The sequence below is a fragment of the Nitratireductor sp. PBL-C9 genome (genome assembly GCF_050877045.1).
Lineage (GTDB): Bacteria > Pseudomonadota > Alphaproteobacteria > Rhizobiales > Rhizobiaceae > Nitratireductor > Nitratireductor aquimarinus.
In genome coordinates, this window is sequence record NZ_JBPAXW010000012.1 from 1 (window position 1) to 17,934 (window position 17,934).

Annotated in this window: 17 protein-coding genes; 9 read left to right on the forward strand and 8 right to left on the reverse strand. The window is 61.4% G+C overall.

Going from position 1 to position 17,934, the window contains the following annotated elements; all coding sequences use genetic code 11:
* Positions 1–168: 168 nt before the first annotated feature.
* The 3 genes from ACRTG1_RS22000 to ACRTG1_RS22010 all read right to left on the reverse strand — a co-directional run bounded on the left by ACRTG1_RS22000 (position 169) and on the right by ACRTG1_RS22010 (position 2,808).
* Entirely contained in the window at positions 169–546 is a 378-nt protein-coding gene (locus ACRTG1_RS22000) for a YggT family protein (protein WP_210343937.1), read from the reverse strand.
* A gap of 165 nt (positions 547–711) precedes the next feature.
* Positions 712–2,523, reverse strand: a complete 1,812-nt coding sequence (locus ACRTG1_RS22005) for a sodium:solute symporter family protein (protein ID WP_113155267.1) — start codon at positions 2,521–2,523, stop codon at positions 712–714.
* A 12-nt stretch (positions 2,524–2,535) separates the two neighbouring features.
* Positions 2,536–2,808: a DUF4212 domain-containing protein gene (locus ACRTG1_RS22010; RefSeq protein ID WP_113155266.1), complete on the reverse strand. Its 273-nt coding sequence runs from the start codon at positions 2,806–2,808 to the stop codon at positions 2,536–2,538.
* A gap of 38 nt (positions 2,809–2,846) precedes the next feature.
* Between ACRTG1_RS22010 and ACRTG1_RS22015 the strand changes: the two genes are divergently transcribed.
* Positions 2,847–3,623, forward strand: a complete 777-nt coding sequence (locus tag ACRTG1_RS22015; RefSeq protein WP_432517229.1) for a hypothetical protein — start codon at positions 2,847–2,849, stop codon at positions 3,621–3,623.
* 63 nt (positions 3,624–3,686) lie between these two features.
* On the opposite strand, the gene glnA is transcribed toward ACRTG1_RS22015, so the two are convergent.
* Positions 3,687–5,096: a type I glutamate--ammonia ligase gene (gene glnA, locus ACRTG1_RS22020; RefSeq protein WP_113155264.1), complete on the reverse strand. Its 1,410-nt coding sequence runs from the start codon at positions 5,094–5,096 to the stop codon at positions 3,687–3,689.
* A 68-nt stretch (positions 5,097–5,164) separates the two neighbouring features.
* Positions 5,165–5,503: a P-II family nitrogen regulator gene (locus tag ACRTG1_RS22025; RefSeq protein ID WP_007009552.1), complete on the reverse strand. Its 339-nt coding sequence runs from the start codon at positions 5,501–5,503 to the stop codon at positions 5,165–5,167.
* 280 nt (positions 5,504–5,783) lie between these two features.
* Here ACRTG1_RS22025 and ACRTG1_RS22030 point away from each other — a divergent pair, with 280 nt between their 5' ends.
* Entirely contained in the window at positions 5,784–7,289 is a 1,506-nt protein-coding gene (locus ACRTG1_RS22030; protein WP_432517232.1) for an NAD(P)H-hydrate dehydratase, read from the forward strand.
* Positions 7,290–7,381: 92 nt separating this feature from the next.
* On the opposite strand, the gene lexA is transcribed toward ACRTG1_RS22030, so the two are convergent.
* Together lexA and ACRTG1_RS22040 are read right to left on the reverse strand one after the other, a co-directional pair.
* Positions 7,382–8,104 (reverse strand): transcriptional repressor LexA, encoded by a 723-nt coding sequence (gene lexA / locus ACRTG1_RS22035; RefSeq protein WP_113155262.1) that lies wholly within the window; start codon positions 8,102–8,104, stop codon positions 7,382–7,384.
* Positions 8,105–8,190: 86 nt separating this feature from the next.
* Positions 8,191–8,823, reverse strand: coding sequence for a MarC family protein (locus tag ACRTG1_RS22040; protein ID WP_206547518.1), 633 nt, complete (start codon positions 8,821–8,823; stop codon positions 8,191–8,193).
* 231 nt (positions 8,824–9,054) lie between these two features.
* On the opposite strand from ACRTG1_RS22040, the gene gyrA reads away from it, so the two are divergent.
* Entirely contained in the window at positions 9,055–11,910 is a 2,856-nt protein-coding gene (gene gyrA, locus ACRTG1_RS22045; RefSeq protein WP_432517234.1) for a DNA gyrase subunit A, read from the forward strand.
* Between the two features lie 48 nt (positions 11,911–11,958).
* Here gyrA and ACRTG1_RS22050 read toward each other — a convergent pair whose 3' ends face one another.
* Positions 11,959–12,105 carry a hypothetical protein gene (locus ACRTG1_RS22050; RefSeq protein WP_297560433.1) on the reverse strand — a complete coding sequence of 49 codons (147 nt, stop codon included), beginning with the start codon at positions 12,103–12,105 and terminating at the stop codon, positions 11,959–11,961.
* Between the two features lie 220 nt (positions 12,106–12,325).
* Between ACRTG1_RS22050 and coaD the strand changes: the two genes are divergently transcribed.
* From coaD to ACRTG1_RS22080, 6 genes are all read left to right on the forward strand, one after another.
* Entirely contained in the window at positions 12,326–12,826 is a 501-nt protein-coding gene (gene coaD, locus ACRTG1_RS22055; protein WP_113155259.1) for a pantetheine-phosphate adenylyltransferase, read from the forward strand.
* Between the two features lie 18 nt (positions 12,827–12,844).
* Complete coding sequence (locus tag ACRTG1_RS22060; protein ID WP_206545238.1) at positions 12,845–13,435, forward strand: peptidylprolyl isomerase; 591 nt, start codon at positions 12,845–12,847, stop codon at positions 13,433–13,435.
* Between the two features lie 128 nt (positions 13,436–13,563).
* Complete coding sequence (locus tag ACRTG1_RS22065; protein ID WP_113155257.1) at positions 13,564–14,040, forward strand: peptidylprolyl isomerase; 477 nt, start codon at positions 13,564–13,566, stop codon at positions 14,038–14,040.
* A gap of 54 nt (positions 14,041–14,094) precedes the next feature.
* The gene (gene queA / locus ACRTG1_RS22070) at positions 14,095–15,171 is read left to right on the forward strand and encodes a tRNA preQ1(34) S-adenosylmethionine ribosyltransferase-isomerase QueA (RefSeq protein ID WP_206545239.1); all 1,077 of its coding nucleotides are present in this window, start codon (positions 14,095–14,097) and stop codon (positions 15,169–15,171) included.
* Positions 15,168–16,298, forward strand: coding sequence for a tRNA guanosine(34) transglycosylase Tgt (tgt, locus tag ACRTG1_RS22075; protein ID WP_206995646.1), 1,131 nt, complete (start codon positions 15,168–15,170; stop codon positions 16,296–16,298). Before queA ends, tgt begins: the two co-directional genes overlap by 4 nt.
* A gap of 184 nt (positions 16,299–16,482) precedes the next feature.
* A complete protein-coding gene (locus ACRTG1_RS22080; protein WP_206545241.1) occupies positions 16,483–17,892 on the forward strand; it encodes a circularly permuted type 2 ATP-grasp protein in 1,410 nt (469 codons plus the stop codon).
* Positions 17,893–17,934 lie beyond the last annotated feature (42 nt).

Below are 17,934 nucleotides of genomic sequence, written 5' to 3' on the forward strand. Positions count from 1 at the left end.
GACAGGCTCACCATGAGGAAGGGCATTGGCGGTCAAACCTGCGGTAATGCCTTTGATCAGGATTCACTGCCGGGCGCGACTTCCCTCATGGTGAGCCTGTCGAACCACGCACCGGGTCTATGCAGCAGGGCGTTGCGCCCCGCTGTGTCCGAATGGACGCGCGGCTATCTAGCTTCCACCAAACATCTTGTAGAGCACGGCGGAGATCTCGCTTTCGAGCGGGAATGACAGCATGCCCATCACCGAATAGCCGAGCAGCCAGGGCATGAGATAGAACCGGATCATGAAGAAGAACCACGCCACATAGATCGGCACCAGCGGTTCCAGCAGAAAACGGGGCGTGATGGGGCGAAAGAATTTCAGGATCGGGTTCGTCGCACGGACGAAAAAGCGCATGAAGAAGAAACTGGAATCTTCCGGCAGGAAAATGCTCATGGCGGCGCGGCCGATCAGCGTCCACATGACGACGCCGAGAATGTAATCCAGCGCCAGCACCCAGATCGGGAATGCGGCCATCGTTTCCTGTATGGCGACCGTTTCCTGCATGCAGTATCTCCCCCGCGTGATTCAGGGGCGGGAGAACCCGCCCCTGACTTCGAAACCCTAGAGCATCGGATCGAAAAGTGGAATCCGGTTTTCGGCTGTTCCGGTGCTCGATCAATTGTTTAGATCGCCGTGCGTTCGAATGGATGCACGGCGATCTGGCACTGTTCAGTGCTGGTCGGAAAGAATGGACGGGCCTGTCGGCACGCGGGTTTCTTCCACCATGCGCTGGATTTCCTCATCCGGAGCCGGTGTCAGCAGGGTGACCACCACCATGGAGACCAGGCTCACCGCCATGCCCACAATGCCGAAGCGCAGATGGTCGAGACCGAACCATGGCGTTCCGCCGGTGTAGACATAGTAGAGGTAGAGCGTGCCGGCGGTGAAGCCGGCGGCCATGCCGGCGACTGCGCCTGCACGGTTTGCCCGTTTCCACCACACTCCCAGACAGAGCGGGAAGAAGAGGCCGGATGCCGCGAAGCAGAACGCCCACGCGACTGCACCGAGAATGCCGGTGAGCTGCAGCGATGCGATCAGGGCCGCCAGTGCGCCGATGCCCAGAAGCAGGATGCGGGCGACGACGAGTCGGACGGCAGTGTCTGCCTTCGGGTCGATCATCTTGTAGTAGAGATCGTGGCTGAGTGCGTTTGCGATGGCCAGCAGAAGGCCGTCGGCAGTCGACATGGCTGCCGCCATGCCGCCAGCGGCGACCAGGCCGGAAATCACATAGGGAAGACCCGCGATTTCAGGGGTTGCCAGCACCACGATGTCCGGCCGCATGAAGAACTCGTTCAGCTGCAGGATACCGTCGCCATTCTGGTCGGCGATGGCCAGGAAGCCCACGCTTGCCCAGTTCTGAATCCACGCAAGCGACGCCACTTCTTCAAACGGCTTGCCGATGATTGCCGTCGGCAGGCTGGGATCGAGAAGCTGCAGCTTCGTCAGCGTGGCGAGAGCCGGCGCCGTGAAGTACAGCAGGAAGATGAAGAGCAGCGACCAGGCGACCGATTTACGCGCAGCGCGCACGGTCGGCGTGGTGAAGTAGCGCATCAGGATATGGGGCAGGGATGCCGTGCCGCACATCATGACGAGTGCGAGCGTGATGAACCTCCACTCCGCGTAATCGCCCACCGGTCCGGTATGCGGGGTGGTGAGCACCGAGAGACCCGGAATGGCCTCGGCTGGCGGGTTGAGTCCGAACTGCGCTTCGAGTTGCGCCATGGTGGAGGCTGCATCGCCATAGGTGAAGTGCGGGATCAGGCCAAAACCCTGCACGTTGGACATCCAGATCACCGGCACCAGATAGGCGACGATGAGAACGATGTACTGTGCGACCTGCGTCCATGTCACGGCGCGCATGCCGCCGAGCATCGAGCATAAGAGAATGCCCAGAAGGCCGAACCAGACACCCCAGGAGAACGGAATGTGAAGTGCGCGGGCAGCGATGGTGCCGGTGGCGTTGATCTGCGCCGTCACATAGGTAAAGGACGCGACCACAAGCACGATCACGGCGCACAGACGGGCAAGATTGCCGCCATAGCGCGTGCCGATGAAGTCTGGAACCGTGTAGCAGCCGAACTTGCGCAGATAGGGCGCCATCAGCGAGTTGACGAGCACGTAACCGCCGGTCCAGCCGACGATGAAGGCCATGTAGCCATAACCGCCGAAATAGACACCGCCGGCCAGAGCCACGAAAGATGCGCCCGACATCCAGTCGGCCGCTGTCGCCATGCCGTTATAGACGGCAGGAACCTGTCGGCCGGCGACATAGTAGGCGTCGACCTCCATTGTGCGCGATAACCAGCCGATGAGAGCATAGATGCCGATGGTGAAGGCCACGAACAGAATGCCGATCGTGTCGGCGCCCACGCCGAATTGCTCCAACAGCGCCATCAAGAGGATGAATGCTAGAAAACCGCCGGTGTAGAGCGTGTACACCCGGCCGATATTATCAATGAACCGTCCCTGTAATAAGGCCATGCCGGTTCCTCCCTATTCGTCTTCTTCGCCGAAGCCGAACTCGTCATCGATTGCATCCTGGCGCCAGTTCTGCACCCAGATGATGATGACAAAGGCCAGCAGAGAACCCTGGGCGATCATGTAGTAACCGAGTGGGAAGCCCAGGAACGTGTATTGATCCAGCGTCGAAACCATGGCTGGCACGACAAGCGCGAAGAATGCCCAGAGCGTCAGAACCACAATCGTCAGATTTCTGGTCTTTGCCCAGTAGCGATCCCTCACATCATCTGCGTTATTAGCGGACATGGTGTCCTCCTCCCTAAAAACGTCAGCGACGAAAGTCGTTGGATGTCACCATTGCGGTTCTGTGGAATTGGAATCACAATGGAATGCCTCAAGCATTGGGCATCTCAAGTTCAATGAAAATCGAGACATTGGTCGTATGTAACGGGAAGCACGCAATGGGTGTTGAGTGGTCGAAAGGCATTTTATTCTTGCGGGAAGCCGCAGCACGTATGCGTTTCCGGCGTGAAAATACAGCGATCAATACTGTCGGGATCATGTGCGACTTTGTTTGCACACGTTCATCTTTCGTCGCACAGAAGAAGCTCTATGGATACCTGAAGGCGCGCATGGGCACGCGCTATCCATCCATGTTCGAGGATGATGTCTTTGTTGAATCCATCAACATCGCCAAGCTGCATGTGTTTGCCGCCTGTCTCTCGGATCTGACGGTTCATGCCGTTGCCAGGGTGGCCTCTGGCGGCGCGCTGGAGGGGGAAGAGGCACGCACGCTGGCGCTTCATTGCCACGAGGCCGGACTTGCGGACAATGGCGATGTGCTGCCCGATGCCGGTACGGTGGAGGCCTGGCGCAGCGCTTTCGTGAAGCGTATTGCGGATGTTCACTGGCAGAATGCGGCGCTGGCCGCCGATTGCTTTACCGAAAGCCCAAAGGCGCTCTTCAAATGGGCGCCGATTGCTGACGAACTCAAGCGGTATGACCGTGAGATCGTGGAGAACTCGATCCGTTTCGCCTTCGGTGAAGTGACGCGCTCGTTCCGCGAACGCGCAGAGCTTCCTGAACTGGCGCAGGAATGGCGGGCGCAGTCGGTCACTTGAGCACGCCGCAATAAAAAAGGGCCCCGTCCGAAGACGGAGCCCTGATCGCCCCAACAGTAGCGATCAAACGGAATAGTACATGTCGAACTCGACCGGGTGCGGCGTCATCTCGTAACGCAGCACTTCCGACATCTTCAGCTCGATATAGGCGTCGATCTGATCGTCGTCGAACACGCCGCCGGCCTTCAGGAAGCCGCGGTCCTTGTCGAGCGCCATGAGTGCTTCGCGCAGCGAACCGCAGACGGTCGGCACCTTCTTGAGCTCCTTCGGCGGCAGGTCGTAGAGATCCTTGTCCATGGCCTGGCCAGGATGGATCTTGTTCTTGATGCCGTCGAGGCCGGCCATCAGCAGCGCTGCGAATGCGAGGTAGGGGTTTGCGCCCGGATCGGGGAAGCGAACCTCGACGCGCTTTGCCTTCGGCGAGGAGCCGAACGGAATGCGGCAGGATGCCGAACGGTTGCGCGCCGAATAGGCGAGCAGGACCGGGGCTTCAAAACCGGGCACAAGACGCTTGTAGGAGTTGGTGATCGGGTTGGTGAAGGCGTTGATCGCCTTGGCGTGCTTGATGACGCCGCCGATATAGTAGAGGCAGCTCTCGGACAGACCGGCATATTCATTGCCGGCAAAGGTCGGCTTGCCGTCTTTCCAGATCGACTGGTGGACGTGCATGCCCGATCCGTTGTCGCCATAGATCGGCTTCGGCATGAAGGTTGCGGTCTTGCCATAGGCATTGGCGACCTGGTGAACGCCGTATTTGAACTTCTGAACGCTGTCGGCGCTCTTCAGGAGCGTCTCGAACTTGATGCCGAGTTCGTGCTGCGCAGCACCCACCTCGTGGTGGTGCTTTTCAACGATCACGCCCATTTCGGACAGGACCGTGAGCATCTCGGAGCGCATGTCCTGCGCGGAGTCGATCGGCGGAACCGGGAAATAGCCGCCCTTCATGCGCGGACGGTGACCCAGATTGCCGGTCTCGTAGTCGGCGTCGTCGTTGGACGGCAGTTCGCTGCAGTCGAGCTTGAAGCCGGTGTTGTAGGGATCGGCCTTGTACTTCACGTCGTCAAAGACGAAGAATTCCGGCTCCGGGCCCACATAGACGGTGTCGCCAAAGCCTTCGGCCTTGAGGAAGGCTTCTGCCTTCTTGGCGGTGCCGCGCGGGTCACGGTTGTAGGCCTCGCCGGAGATCGGGTCGAGAATGTCGCAGACGATGGCCATCGTGGACTGGGCGAAGAACGGGTCCATATGCGCCGTGTCGGGCTCCGGCATCAGAACCATGTCGGACTCGTTGATCGCCTTCCAGCCGGCAATGGACGAGCCGTCGAACATGACGCCATCGGCGAACATGTCCTCATCCACGGCCGTGACATCCATCGTGACATGGTGAAGCTTGCCTCTTGGATCCGTGAAGCGAAGATCGACGAACTTTACGTCGTTTTCCTTGATCTGCTTCATGATGTCTTGTGCTGTGGTCATATTCGCTTTCCTGTTTGCGATGAGCTTGCCTGATGATCCGGACCGGGTCCGGGAACTGGTGGTTGGGGTCAGACTGCGTCTGCGCCGGTCTCGCCGGTGCGGATGCGGATGACCTCTTCAACATTGGTGACGAAGATCTTGCCGTCGCCGATGCGGCCTGTCTGGGCTGCCTTGCGGATCGCCTCGATGGCGGCGTCGACGGTTTCGTCCGGCAGGACGACCTCGATCTTCACCTTGGGGAGGAAGTCGACGACATATTCCGCCCCGCGATAGAGCTCGGTGTGGCCTTTCTGGCGTCCGAAACCCTTCGCCTCGATGACGGTGATGCCCTGAAGGCCGATTTCCTGAAGGGCCTCCTTCACCTCATCGAGCTTGAAGGGTTTGATGATCGCTTCGACCTTTTTCATGCCTCGGTGGCCTCCAAATGGGTTCGGGGACGGATGGTCCGCATCCCTTATTGCTCCGGTTCGGTTGAAGCACGAAACATGCCAACTCGTGACAGAGCCTTGCATGTTGCGTGCCAAACGCTGCATTCTGCGTTTGAGAATTGGCGCGACGCGGTTTTCTCCGGCTTTGGCATGCTAGGCGAGCGCCCCCGGATAGCAAGATGGGAACCATGCGGTGCGGTTCGCAGTTTGAGACTTGCTTAAAAAATATGCAATGAGCCGAAGAAAGCGGCAGCTTGTTATGCGTATGGTTGTTCTGACACCTGAAGAAATGGGCAATGTGGATCGCGCGGCCATCGCAGCCGGCCCTCATGACGGGTACGGGCTGATGCGCAATGCCGGCGCGGCGGTGGCTGATCTTATCCTCGAGCGGTTTTCCGGCGCTGCTGGCGTCGCGGTTCTCTGCGGACCGGGCAACAATGGCGGTGACGGCTATGTCATTGCGCGGCTTCTGGCCGAGCGCGGCGTCAATGTTCGCCTGTTCGCCGATGCTGCGCCGCGGGAAGACAGCGATGCCGCCAGGGCGCGCGAGGACTGTTTTGTAACGCCCGAGGCTTTGGCCGATTTTCGCCCCGAAGCCGGCTGGCTGGTGGTTGACGCGCTCTATGGCGCCGGGCTTTCAAAGCCAATCGCGGGCATCGAGGCCGAACTCATCGAGCGGGTTGCGGCTGCGGGCGTCCCGGTGGTTGCCGTCGATCTTCCGTCCGGTCTTTCGGGTCTCACGGGCAAGCCCCTCGGCAGCTGCTTCAATGCGGACCTGACCGTCACGTTTTTCCGCAAAAAGCCGGGGCATCTGCTCATGCCCGGTCGACGCCTGTGTGGCGAGCTGGTCGTGGCCGATATCGGCATTGCCGAGACGGCGCTTGCATCAATGGATATCGCCCTCTGGGAGAATGGTCCGGCGCTCTGGCGCGACGCCGTGCCGGCGGTGGAGATCGATGCGCACAAATATGTGCGTGGTCATGTGGCGGTTGTTTCGGGCGGTGGCGCATCCACTGGTGCTGCGCGGCTTGCCGCGCGTGGCGCGGCGCGCGCCGGGGCAGGGGCCGTGACGGTGCTTTCGCCTGCAAACGCCCTGTCGGTGAACGCGATGCACCTGACCTCAATCATGCTGCGCAAGGCGGAGGCAGTGGATGAACTCATCGCCTTCCTCGATGAGCGAAAACCGACAGCCGCTGTTCTCGGCCCGGCAGCCGGCACAGGCGAGCGCACGCGCAGCTTCGCGCTGGGTTTTCTGGAGCGCGATGAAGGGCTGAAAGGGCTGGTGCTGGATGCCGACGCCATCACCGCCTTTGCCGATGCGCCCGATACGCTCTTCGAGGCCGTGAGAAGCTCCGCCTTAGCGACCGTGCTGACGCCGCATGACGGTGAATTCGCGCGCCTCTTCGGCGATCTCGCGGCTGACGCTTCCATGTCCAAGGTGGAGCGTGCGCGCGCAGCGGCAGAGCGCTCAGGAGCGGTGATCATCCTGAAGGGGGCGGACACGGTCGTCGCCTGCCCGGACGGGCGCGCCGCGATCAACACCAACGGATCGCGTTTCCTGGCGACGGCGGGCTCTGGCGATGTTCTGTGCGGGATTGTGGCCAGCCTTCTGGCGCAGGGCATGCCGGTCTTCGAAGCGGCATCGGCCGGCGTGTGGCTGCATGCAGAGGCTGGCGGGATGTTTGGCCGGGGCCTGATTGCGGAAGACCTCCCCGAGATGCTTCCGCATGTCTTCCAGGCGCTCTTCCCGGACGATGTTGGCTGAACCGACGCGGAGCTTGAAAAGAGCGCGCATTCTGGATGCCGGATGGCATCGGAGCCGGGGCATGCCTGAAGCCGCCCCGGATAGTCTTAAACTCAGTAGCGGCGCATCAGGCCGACGAGGCGACCCTGCACCTTGACGCGGTCGGGGCCGAAGATACGGGTTTCGTAAGCCGGATTGGCGGCTTCAAGGGCAATCGATGCGCCCTTGCGGCGGAAGCGCTTCAGCGTTGCCTCTTCCTGATCCACCAGCGCCACGACGATCTCGCCGGGATTGGCGGTCTGCGTCTCGCGGATGATCACCGTGTCGCCATCGAAAATGCCCGCATCGATCATCGAGTCGCCCTTGACCTCAAGCGCGTAGTGATCGCCACCGGTAAGCATGTCCGGCGGAACCGCGATGGAATGGGTCTGGTGCTGAATGGCGTCGATGGGGACACCGGCAGCGATGCGGCCCATCACAGGCACGGAAACGACGCCGGAAAGCGCGTCATCATTGCTGGCGGCAGGCTTGGAGGCCGCTGGCGCGGGCGTCTTGCCGAGGCTGCCCTCGATGACGCTTGGCGAAAAGCCGCGCGCGGCGGAATTGAGGCCCGGCGCGATGGAATCGGGAAGCCGCAGAACCTCCAGCGCACGCGCCCTGTTCGGGAGCCGGCGAATGAAGCCGCGCTCCTCCAGAGCCGTGATCAGCCGGTGAATGCCGGACTTGGAGGCGAGGTCGAGCGCCTCCTTCATTTCATCGAAGGAGGGCGGGATTCCGGTCTCCTTCAGTCGTTCATGGATGAACAGAAGAAGTTCGTGCTGCTTGCGGGTCAGCATGGGCGCCACCGAGAATCAGTTAAAAACAAAACCAGAACATACTCTATATGTTCCAGTTGTGTTCCGCAACCGTCCGGTTGCAGCGCCTATGGCGCAGCGAAAAGCGCCTTGGCTCCGTCTGCCACGAACTGGACCGCGAGGGCTGCCAGAATGACGCCCAGGAGGCGCGTCAGGATGGAGCGTCCCGTTTCGCCCAGAAAGCGGTCCACGCGCTCCGCCAGCGTGAAAACGGCATAGGTGAGGAGGATCGTTCCAAGCAGGATGCCGAGCAGCGCGATGGTGCCAAGAATCGAATTGAACTCGCCCGAAAGAAGCACGGTGGCCGAGATGGCGCCGGGACCCGCGATCAGCGGAATGGCCAGCGGGAAGGCGGCGATGTTGCGGATCATGTCGCGCGTGATCGCGCGCTCGGCACTCTTTTCGTGGCGCTCCTGGCGGCGCTCGAAGATCATCTCGAAGGCGATGAAGAACAGAAGCAGGCCGCCTGCCACACGGAAGGCGGGAAGCGTGATGCCGAACACGGCCAGAATGGCGCTGCCAGCGACGCCGAACAGGGCCAGAACGGCGAATCCGATGATGGCTGCGCGCACGGCCACCTGATTGCGCTCCGAGCGGTTCATGCCCGCTGTCAGCGCCAGAAAGAGCGGCGCAAGCCCTGGCGGATCGACGGTTACCAGCAATGTGACGAAGGCGTTGAAAACGGTATCGTAACCAGGCATCGGGTTCTCCTTGCGGCCTCTCTAGCCCAGCTTGGATGCGAGGGAAAAGCCCTCATTCTTCACGCAGGCTCGCTTCCTGCGGCAATTTGTCAAGGCGCTCATCCCCAGGAGGTTCGTATGCGCCTGAAATTGCGTTGGATTTCCGTCATCAAAAACGGATGCTCAATTGGAGAATCGCTGACGGCTCATATATAAAGAGTATGTGATTCCTCATTAAGAATGTGACACGTTTTGACTGACCAGACGACGCCGAACGGATCGGGCGAGCCCGACGAAATCGAGCCGATTTCCATTGTCGAGGAGATGCAGCGCTCTTATCTCGATTATGCGATGAGCGTGATCGTGAGCCGCGCCCTGCCGGATGCACGCGATGGTCTGAAGCCGGTGCATCGGCGCATTCTCTATGCATCCCATGAGAGCGGTTACCACTGGAACCGCAAATATGTGAAATCGGCCCGCCCCGTTGCCGACGTGATGGGTAAATACCACCCGCACGGCGATGCCGCCATCTACGACGCCTTGGTGCGTATGGCGCAGAACTGGTCCATGCGCCTGCCGCTGGTCGACGGGCAGGGCAATTTCGGCTCCATCGACGGCGATCCGCCGGCGGCAATGCGTTACACCGAGTCGCGTCTCACCAAGGGCGCGCATGAGCTTCTGGAAGACATCGACAAGGACACGGTCGATTTTCAGGACACCTATGACGGCTCCTCCAGCGAGCCGCGCGTGCTTCCGGCGCGCTATCCGAACCTTCTGGTCAATGGTTCGGGTGGTATCGCCGTCGGCATGGCGACGAACATTCCGCCGCACAATCTGGTCGAAGTCATCAATGGCTGCGTGGCGCTGATCGAGAACCCCGCACTCGGCCTGCCGCAGTTGCAGGAGATCATTCCCGGTCCCGATTTCCCGACCGGCGGCCTGATTCTCGGCCGTTCAGGTATCCGCAGCGCCTATGAGACGGGCCGCGGCTCGATCCTCATGCGCGGCAAGGTCTCGATCGAGCCGGCGCGCAATGATCGCGAAGCCATCATCATCACCGAAGTTCCCTATCAGGTGAACAAGGCGTCGATGATCGAAAAGATGGCCGAGCTGGTCCGCGACAAGCGCATTGAAGGCATTTCCGACATTCGCGACGAGAGTGACCGTCAGGGTTACCGCGTCGTGGTCGAGCTGAAGCGCGACGCCGTTGCCGATGTGGTGCTGAACCAGCTTTACCGCTTCACGCCGCTTCAGACCTCCTTTGGCGCCAACATGGTGGCGCTCAACGGCGGCAAGCCGGAACAGATGAACCTGCTTGATCTGCTCCAGGCCTTTGTCTACTTCCGCGAGGAAGTGGTCAGCCGGCGCACCAAGTACCTGCTGCGCAAGGCGCGCGAGCGCGCGCACGTCCTGGTTGGCCTTGCGATTGCCGTTGCCAATATCGACGAGGTGATCAAGCTCATCCGTCACGCGCCCGATCCGCAGACCGCGCGCGAGCAGTTGATGGAGCGCCGCTGGCCGGCCTCCGATGTGGAAGCGCTGATCCTGCTGATCGATGATCCGCGTCACCGCATCAACGAGGATGGCACCTACAATCTCTCCGAAGAACAGGCGCGTTCGATCCTCGAGCTGCGTCTCCAGCGCCTCACCGCGCTCGGACGCGACGAGATCGCCGACGAATTGAACAAGATCGGTGTGGAGATCGCGGATTTCCTCGAGATTCTGTCTTCGCGCGCCCGCATTCAGCAGATCGTCAAGGACGAGCTCATCGGCGTGCGCGACGAGTTCGGCACGCCGCGCCGCACCGAGATCACCGAAGGTGGCGCAGATCTCGACGATGAGGACCTGATCCAGCGTGAAGACATGGTCGTCACGGTCACGCGCAAGGGCTACATCAAGCGCGTGCCGCTTTCGATCTACCGGGCGCAGGCGCGTGGCGGCAAGGGCCGCTCGGGCATGTCGACCAAGGACGAGGATTTCGTCACCCAGCTCTTCGTCGCCAACACCCACACGCCGATCCTGTTCTTCTCCTCGCGTGGCATTGTCTACAAGGAGAAGGTCTGGCGTCTGCCGGTCGGTACGCCGCAATCGGTCGGCAAGTTCCTGCGCAACATGCTGCCGCTCGAAGAGGGCGAGAGCATCACCACGATCATGCCGCTTCCGGAGGATGAAGAGAGCTGGGGCGCGCTCGACGTCATGTTCGCCACCACGCGCGGCACGGTGCGGCGCAACAAGCTGTCGGATTTCGTTCAGGTCAACCGCAATGGCAAGATCGCCATGAAGCTGGATGACCCGAGCGACGAGATCCTCGGCGTCTTCACCTGTACCGAAGACGACGACGTTCTGCTGACGGCGGCTTCGGGCCAGTGCATCCGCTTCTGCGTCACCGATGTACGCGTATTCGCCGGACGCAACTCGATCGGTGTGCGCGGCATCAATCTGGCCGAGGGCGACCGGGTCATCTCCATGGCCATTCTGGCCCATGTGGAGGCAAGCCCGGCCGAACGCGCTGCCTATCTCAAGCAGGCCGCCGCCGAGCGGCGTCAGGCTTCGGGTGAAGAAGAGGAAGTGGCGCTCACCAACGAGGATGTCGGTGAGGAGGAAAGCCTGTCCACGGAGCGCTTCGAAGAGCTTCAGGCGCGCGAGCAGATGGTGCTGACCGTCAGCGAGTTCGGCTATGGCAAGCGCTCGTCCAGCTACGACTTCCGTGTCACCGGACGTGGCGGCAAGGGCATTCGCGCCACCGATGTCTCCAAAACCGGCGAGATCGGTCCGCTCATCGCGGCGTTCCCGGTCGAGCAGGAAGACCAGATCATGCTGGTTTCCAATGCCGGTCAGGTCATCCGCGTTCCGGTCGGTGGCATCCGCATCGCAAGCCGCGCCACCAAGGGCGTGACCATCTTCAACACGGCCAAGGGCGAGAAGGTGGTTTCGGTTGAGCGTATTTCCGATACGCAGGCCGAAGAAGAAGAGATGGAAGCGCTGGACGGAGAAGCCGCAGCCGAGGCGGGGGAAGCTCCTGCGGCCAACGCGGATACGCCTGACACTGGTGCCGACAATGGCGCTGGCGAAGACGGTGCTTCTGGCGGCGAGGGCGCTGCCGAATAATCTGCAGCCTTCTTCCAAACGTAAGGGGCAGGGATTCGTTCCTGCCCTTTAACGCAGGCGGCGATGGCCCGTGTTGCGGCCCGTGTTGCGCACGCGGTTTTCCAGCTTGATGCGGTTGGCCTCTTCATGAAGGCCGACCGCCGTTGCGATCAGCATGGCGACGGTCATTGCGGCAGCGAGCGTAAAGATAAGCATGGCTTGTCTCCTTTGGCCTGTTAACGAAGAGAGACGCCATTTGGTTTCATGGCTGGCGCTCTCCCTGCCATTGGTGTCCTGACTAGCCCAACTGGTTCGAACCGTTCTTGAATGCGGCGTTCATGCCTCGTTCATGCGCTCTGCGGCCTTGTGCCCGACGGGGCTGCCGTGGCGTGATTGCTGAATTGCCATCGCCCGGCAAGACGGATAAAAGCACGCCATGACCGAACGAACAGCCTTTTATGCCGGGTCCTTCGATCCACTGACAAATGGCCACCTGGATGTGCTCAAGGGCGCGCTCACGGTATCTGACCGCATTGTCGTCGGGATCGGCCTTCACCCGGGCAAGAAGCCGCTTTTTTCCTACGAGGAGCGCGTCGCATTGATCCAGCGCTCTGCGCTGGCCGAGCTTGGTGACGATGCCGGGCGCATCGAGGTTGTCGCGTTTGACGGGCTGGTCATCGATGCGGCGCGCGAGCATGGCGCATCGATCATGATCCGCGGCCTGCGCGATGGCACTGATCTTGATTATGAAATGCAGATGGCGGGCATGAATGAAACCATGGCGCCCGACCTGCAGACTGTTTTTTTGCCGGCAAGTCCTTCCGTGCGCACAATTACCGCCACACTTGTACGGCAGATCGCTTCCATGGGCGGAAATATAGCGCCATTCGTTCCTTCCGTTGTTCTGGAAGCGCTCAAAGCCAAATTCCCCGCCTGAAACCAAAAGGAGAGTTTCATGCAGCTTCGCAAGCTTGCCTCGTCTGCGCTCGTGGCCGGTGCACTCATGATCGGTCTTGGCGTTGCTACTGCAGCCGAACCCGAAAACACGGTGATTCTCACGCTCAAGAACGGCGATGTCACCATCGGGCTGCGGCCTGACCTGGCTCCCAAGCATGTCGAACAGATCAAGGCTCTGGTGGCCGAAGGCGCTTACGACAATGTCGCGTTCCACCGCGTGATCGATGGCTTCATGGCGCAGACCGGCGATGTGCAGTTCGGCGATGTGGAAGATGGTTTCGATGCGCGTCTGGTTGGCACCGGCGGTTCGGAAAAGCCCGATCTCCCCGCTGAGTTCTCCGATGCAGACTTTGCGCGCGGCACGGTCGGCATGGCCCGCTCGCAGGATCCGAATTCCGCAAATTCCCAGTTCTTCATCATGTTTGCCCCCGCCTCGCACCTCAACGGCCAATATACCGTGATCGGCGAGGTCGAATCGGGCATGGAGCTGGTCGACAAGATCAAGAAGGGTGATTCCGCAAGAAACGGCATGGTGCAGAACCCGGACAAGGTTCTGAAAGCACGCATGGCGAGCGACAGCGCGAATTAAAGCGGTTCCAGGAAAAGCGGGAACATTTTTCCGTCCGGAACTGCGCAAAACCAATGCATTAGAGCGTTTTCCCGATTCACCGAAAAGCGCAAACGCTCTAACCGCGTCGATACAAGAAAGGTACAAAAATGGCTGATATCAAGGATCCGGAAAACGCGATCGTGATGGAGACGACCAAGGGCAAGGTCGTGATCCAGCTCTTCCCGGACGTTGCGCCCGAGCATGTGAAGCGCATCAAGGAACTGGCCCGTGAGAACTTCTACGATGGCATCGTGTTCCACCGCGTGATCGACGGTTTCATGGCGCAGACCGGCGACCCGACGGGCACCGGCATGGGCGGTTCCGACAAGCCGGACCTCAAGGCCGAGTTCTCCAACACGGCGCATGAGCGCGGCACCTGCTCGATGGCCCGTTCGCAGAACCCGAATTCCGCCAACTCGCAGTTCTTCATCTGCTTCGACAAGGCTCCGTGGCTTGACCGTCAGTACTCGGCCTGGGGCCAGGTGGTCGAAGGCATGGACAGCATCGACAAGATCAAGCGCGGTGAGCCGGTTTCGGAGCCCGATTCCATCATCACCATGCGTGTTGCGGCTGACGTCGCTTAAATTCCTGACACCGGGCGGCAGTCGCCGCCCGGTCTCTTTCCGGCCTTACCTGCCATGCGCGTAGACATTTTCGATTTCGATCTCCCCGAAGAGCGCATTGCGCTGCGGCCTGTCAGTCCGCGCGATTGCGCGCGCATGCTTCTGGTTCGCGATGACACGCTTGAAGATCGCGTGGTCCGCGACCTGCCGTCGCTGCTTCAGCCCGGCGACGCACTCGTTTTTAATGATACCAAGGTCATTCCGGCCCGGCTTTCCGGCATCCGCCGCCGTGGCGAGGCTCAGGCCCGCATCGAGGCCACGCTGCATATGCGCGAAGGCCCGGACCGCTGGCGCGCCTTCCTGAAACCCGCAAAGCGGGTGAAGCAGGGCGAACGCATCCAGTTCGGCCATGATGGCGAAAGCTGCTTTCTGGGAACGCTGGAAGCAACCGTCGCCGAAAAGGGCGAGGGCGGCGAAGCCCTGCTGGTGTTCGATTTTTCCGGTCCGGTTCTGGATGAGGCGATTGCGGCTGCGGGCCACATGCCCCTGCCGCCCTACATTGCCGGAAAGCGCGCCGAAGATGCGCGCGACGATACCGATTATCAGACGGTCTACGCCCGCGAGGAAGGTGCGGTGGCTGCGCCCACGGCCGGGCTCCACTTCACGCCGGAACTCATGCAGGCGCTGGATGCGGCCGGCATTGAGCGGCACTTCGTGACGCTGCATGTGGGGGCGGGCACCTTTCTGCCCGTGAAGGTCGACGATACGGACGACCACAAGATGCATTTTGAGCGTGGCGAGGTGAGCGCGCAGACCGCTGCCGCGCTGAACGCGGTGCGGGCGCGGGGTGGCAGGATCGTCTCGGTCGGCACCACATCGCTCAGGCTTCTGGAAAGTGCGGCGCAACGAACGGGCGCGCTTGAAGCCTGGTCCGGCGCGACCGACATCTTCATCACGCCCGGCTATCGCTTCCGCACCGTCGATGTGCTGATGACGAATTTTCACCTGCCGCGCTCGACGCTGTTCATGCTGGTTTCGGCCTTCTGCGGCACGGAACGCATGAAGCGCGCCTATGAGCACGCGATCAGCAATGAGTACCGCTTTTATTCCTATGGCGATTCCAGCCTGCTTTTCAGGGATGACCAACCGTGAGTGACCGGTTCACCTTTCGCCTTCTCGCTTCGGACGGAAAGGCCCGCCGTGGCGAGATCACCATGCCGCGCGGCACGATCCGCACACCGGCTTTCATGCCGGTGGGAACGGCGGGCACCGTCAAGGCCATGTATATGGACCAGGTGCGCGATCTGGGGGCCGACATCATCCTCGGCAACACCTATCACCTGATGCTTCGGCCGGGTGCGGAGCGCATGGCGCGGCTGGGCGGACTGCACGAATTCGCGCGCTGGCCCTATCCGATCCTCACGGATTCAGGCGGATTTCAGGTGATGTCGCTGTCGGAACTGCGCAAGATCACCGAGAAGGGCGTCACCTTCCGCTCGCATGTGGACGGCCAGGTGTTCGAGATGCCGCCGGAGCGCTCCATCGAAATTCAGGGGCTGCTCGGATCCGATATCCAGATGCAGCTCGACGAATGCGTTGCGCTGCCGGCGGAAGAAAAAGAGATCGAGCGCGCGATGGAGCTTTCGCTGCGCTGGGCCGAGCGCTGCAAGACCGCCTTTGGCGATCAGCCGGGCAAGGCCATGTTCGGCATCGTGCAGGGCGGCGACAAACCGCATCTGCGCGAGCGTTCCGCCTCAGCACTCGCCGCAATGGACCTGAAGGGCTATGCGGTTGGCGGTCTGGCCGTGGGCGAGCCGCAGGCGGTGATGCTTGAGATGCTGGAAGCCACTTGCCCTGTTCTGCCGGTCGAAAAGCCGCGCTATCTCATGGGCGTCGGCACGCCTGACGACATTCTGAAATCGGTGGCGCGCGGGATCGACATGTTCGACTGCGTGATGCCGACGCGCGCCGGCCGGCACGGCCTTGCCTACACGCGCCGGGGCAAGATCAATCTGAAGAATGCCCGCCATGCGGAAGATCTGCGCCCGCTGGATGAAGAGAGCGATTGCCCGGCAGCCCGTGATTATTCGCGCGCCTATCTGCATCATCTGGTGAAGTCGGGCGAGTCGCTCGCAGGCATGCTTCTGACCTGGAACAATCTCGCCTATTACCAGTCTCTGATGCAGGATATTCGCGACGCCATCGAGGCCGGCCGCTTTGCCGGGCGCGCTGCCGAAATCACCGCTGCCTGGGAAAAAGGCGACCTGCCGCCGCTCTGACCGGCCGCGCCGTGATCGCTGCTCAAGAGGCCAGCGCGGGGCCAGCGCAGGGCCAGCGCAGGGCCAGCGCAGTGCCCGGATCATGCGCAGAACGCGCCCAATCCGGGCGCGTTTTCGGTAAGTTATAGAAACGACTTGCTTTTTGGCTGTATCCCCGTTGAAATGCTCGTGAGAGGAGCATTTCTTGACGCCATTCGACGAGATGCGCCTGGGGGGCCAGGCACGAGATCCCTACGAAGATTATCAGCGCTGGTTCGACCGGCAGGATCCCAAACGCCTCAAGAAGAAGGCCGACGACGCGGAGCGCGTGTTTCGCAGAACGGGCATCACCTTCGCGGTCTATGGCGAGCAGGAAGCGGCTGAGCGTCTCATTCCCTTCGACATCGTTCCGCGCATCATTTCCGGCAAGGAGTGGCGCAGGCTCGTTCAGGGCATCGAGCAGCGGGTACAGGCGCTCAACGCCTTTCTGGACGACATCTATCACCGGCAGGAAATCCTGCGGGCAGGGCGCATTCCCAGGGAGATCATTTCCAACAATGAGGCCTTCCTGCCCGAGATGATCGGCGTGCGGCCGCCGGGCGGTGTCTACACGCACATCACCGGTGTCGACATCGTGCGCACCGGCGAGGATGATTTCTTCGTGCTGGAGGACAATGCGCGCACGCCGTCGGGCGTCTCCTACATGCTGGAGAACCGCGAGACGATGATGCAGCTCTTTCCGGAGCTGTTTCAGCAGGTGAAGGTGCTGCCGGTGGAGCATTACCCCCGGCTCCTGCGCCAGTCGCTCAATGCGGTGAAGCCGCAGAACTGCGAAGGCGCGCCGACGGTTGCCGTTCTCACGCCGGGCAGCTTCAACTCCGCCTATTTCGAACACGCTTTTCTGGCCGACCAGATGGGCGTGGAGCTGGTCGAAGGGCCGGATCTGCGGGTGGTGGACGGGCACGTCGCCATGCGCACCACACAGGGCTACAAGCGTATCGACGTCCTCTATCGGCGCATCGATGACGACTATCTCGACCCGCTGACCTTCCGGTCCGATTCCGTGCTGGGCGTGCCGGGCATCATGGATGTCTACCGCGCCGGCAACATCACCATCGCCAACGCGCCCGGAACCGGCATTTCCGATGACAAGGCGATCTATTCCTACATGCCGGAAATCGTCGAGTTCTACACGGGCAGCAAGGCCATCCTGCCCAATGTGCCCACCTGGCGCTGCTCGGAGCCCGACAGTCTTGCCTATGTGCTCGACCATCTGGACGAACTGGTGGTGAAGGAGGTGCACGGCTCGGGCGGTTACGGCATGCTTGTGGGTCCCGCAGCCTCGAAGAAGGAGCTTTCGGCCTTCGCCGCAAAGCTCAGGGCGCGGCCGAAGAACTATATCGCACAACCGACGCTTTCGCTTTCCACCTGCCCGATCATGACCGGCAAGGGGCTGGCGCCGCGGCATGTCGATCTGCGCCCCTTCGTTCTGGTCTCCGACCGCATCCGCATCGTGCCGGGCGGGCTGACGCGGGTGGCGCTCAAGAAGGGATCTCTGGTGGTGAATTCCTCACAGGGCGGCGGCACCAAGGACACATGGGTCCTCGATGACTGAGGGGTGCTCGATGACTGAGGGGTGCTCGATGATTAAGGGCTG

Bases quoted from the DNA above. Each gene is read 5' to 3' on its own strand.
- ACRTG1_RS22000 (WP_210343937.1), bottom strand. From the start codon at position 546: ATGCAGGAAACGGTCGCCATACAGGAAACGATGGCCGCATTCCCGATC.
- ACRTG1_RS22005 (WP_113155267.1), bottom strand. From the start codon at position 2,523: ATGGCCTTATTACAGGGACGGTTCATTGATAATATCGGCCGGGTGTAC.
- ACRTG1_RS22010 (WP_113155266.1), bottom strand. From the start codon at position 2,808: ATGTCCGCTAATAACGCAGATGATGTGAGGGATCGCTACTGGGCAAAG.
- glnA (WP_113155264.1), bottom strand. From the start codon at position 5,096: ATGACCACAGCACAAGACATCATGAAGCAGATCAAGGAAAACGACGTA.
- ACRTG1_RS22025 (WP_007009552.1), bottom strand. From the start codon at position 5,503: ATGAAAAAGGTCGAAGCGATCATCAAACCCTTCAAGCTCGATGAGGTG.
- ACRTG1_RS22030 (WP_432517232.1), top strand. From the start codon at position 5,784: ATGCGTATGGTTGTTCTGACACCTGAAGAAATGGGCAATGTGGATCGC.
- lexA (WP_113155262.1), bottom strand. From the start codon at position 8,104: ATGCTGACCCGCAAGCAGCACGAACTTCTTCTGTTCATCCATGAACGA.
- ACRTG1_RS22040 (WP_206547518.1), bottom strand. From the start codon at position 8,823: ATGCCTGGTTACGATACCGTTTTCAACGCCTTCGTCACATTGCTGGTA.
- ACRTG1_RS22050 (WP_297560433.1), bottom strand. From the start codon at position 12,105: ATGCTTATCTTTACGCTCGCTGCCGCAATGACCGTCGCCATGCTGATC.
- coaD (WP_113155259.1), top strand. From the start codon at position 12,326: ATGACCGAACGAACAGCCTTTTATGCCGGGTCCTTCGATCCACTGACA.
- ACRTG1_RS22060 (WP_206545238.1), top strand. From the start codon at position 12,845: ATGCAGCTTCGCAAGCTTGCCTCGTCTGCGCTCGTGGCCGGTGCACTC.
- ACRTG1_RS22065 (WP_113155257.1), top strand. From the start codon at position 13,564: ATGGCTGATATCAAGGATCCGGAAAACGCGATCGTGATGGAGACGACC.
- queA (WP_206545239.1), top strand. From the start codon at position 14,095: ATGCGCGTAGACATTTTCGATTTCGATCTCCCCGAAGAGCGCATTGCG.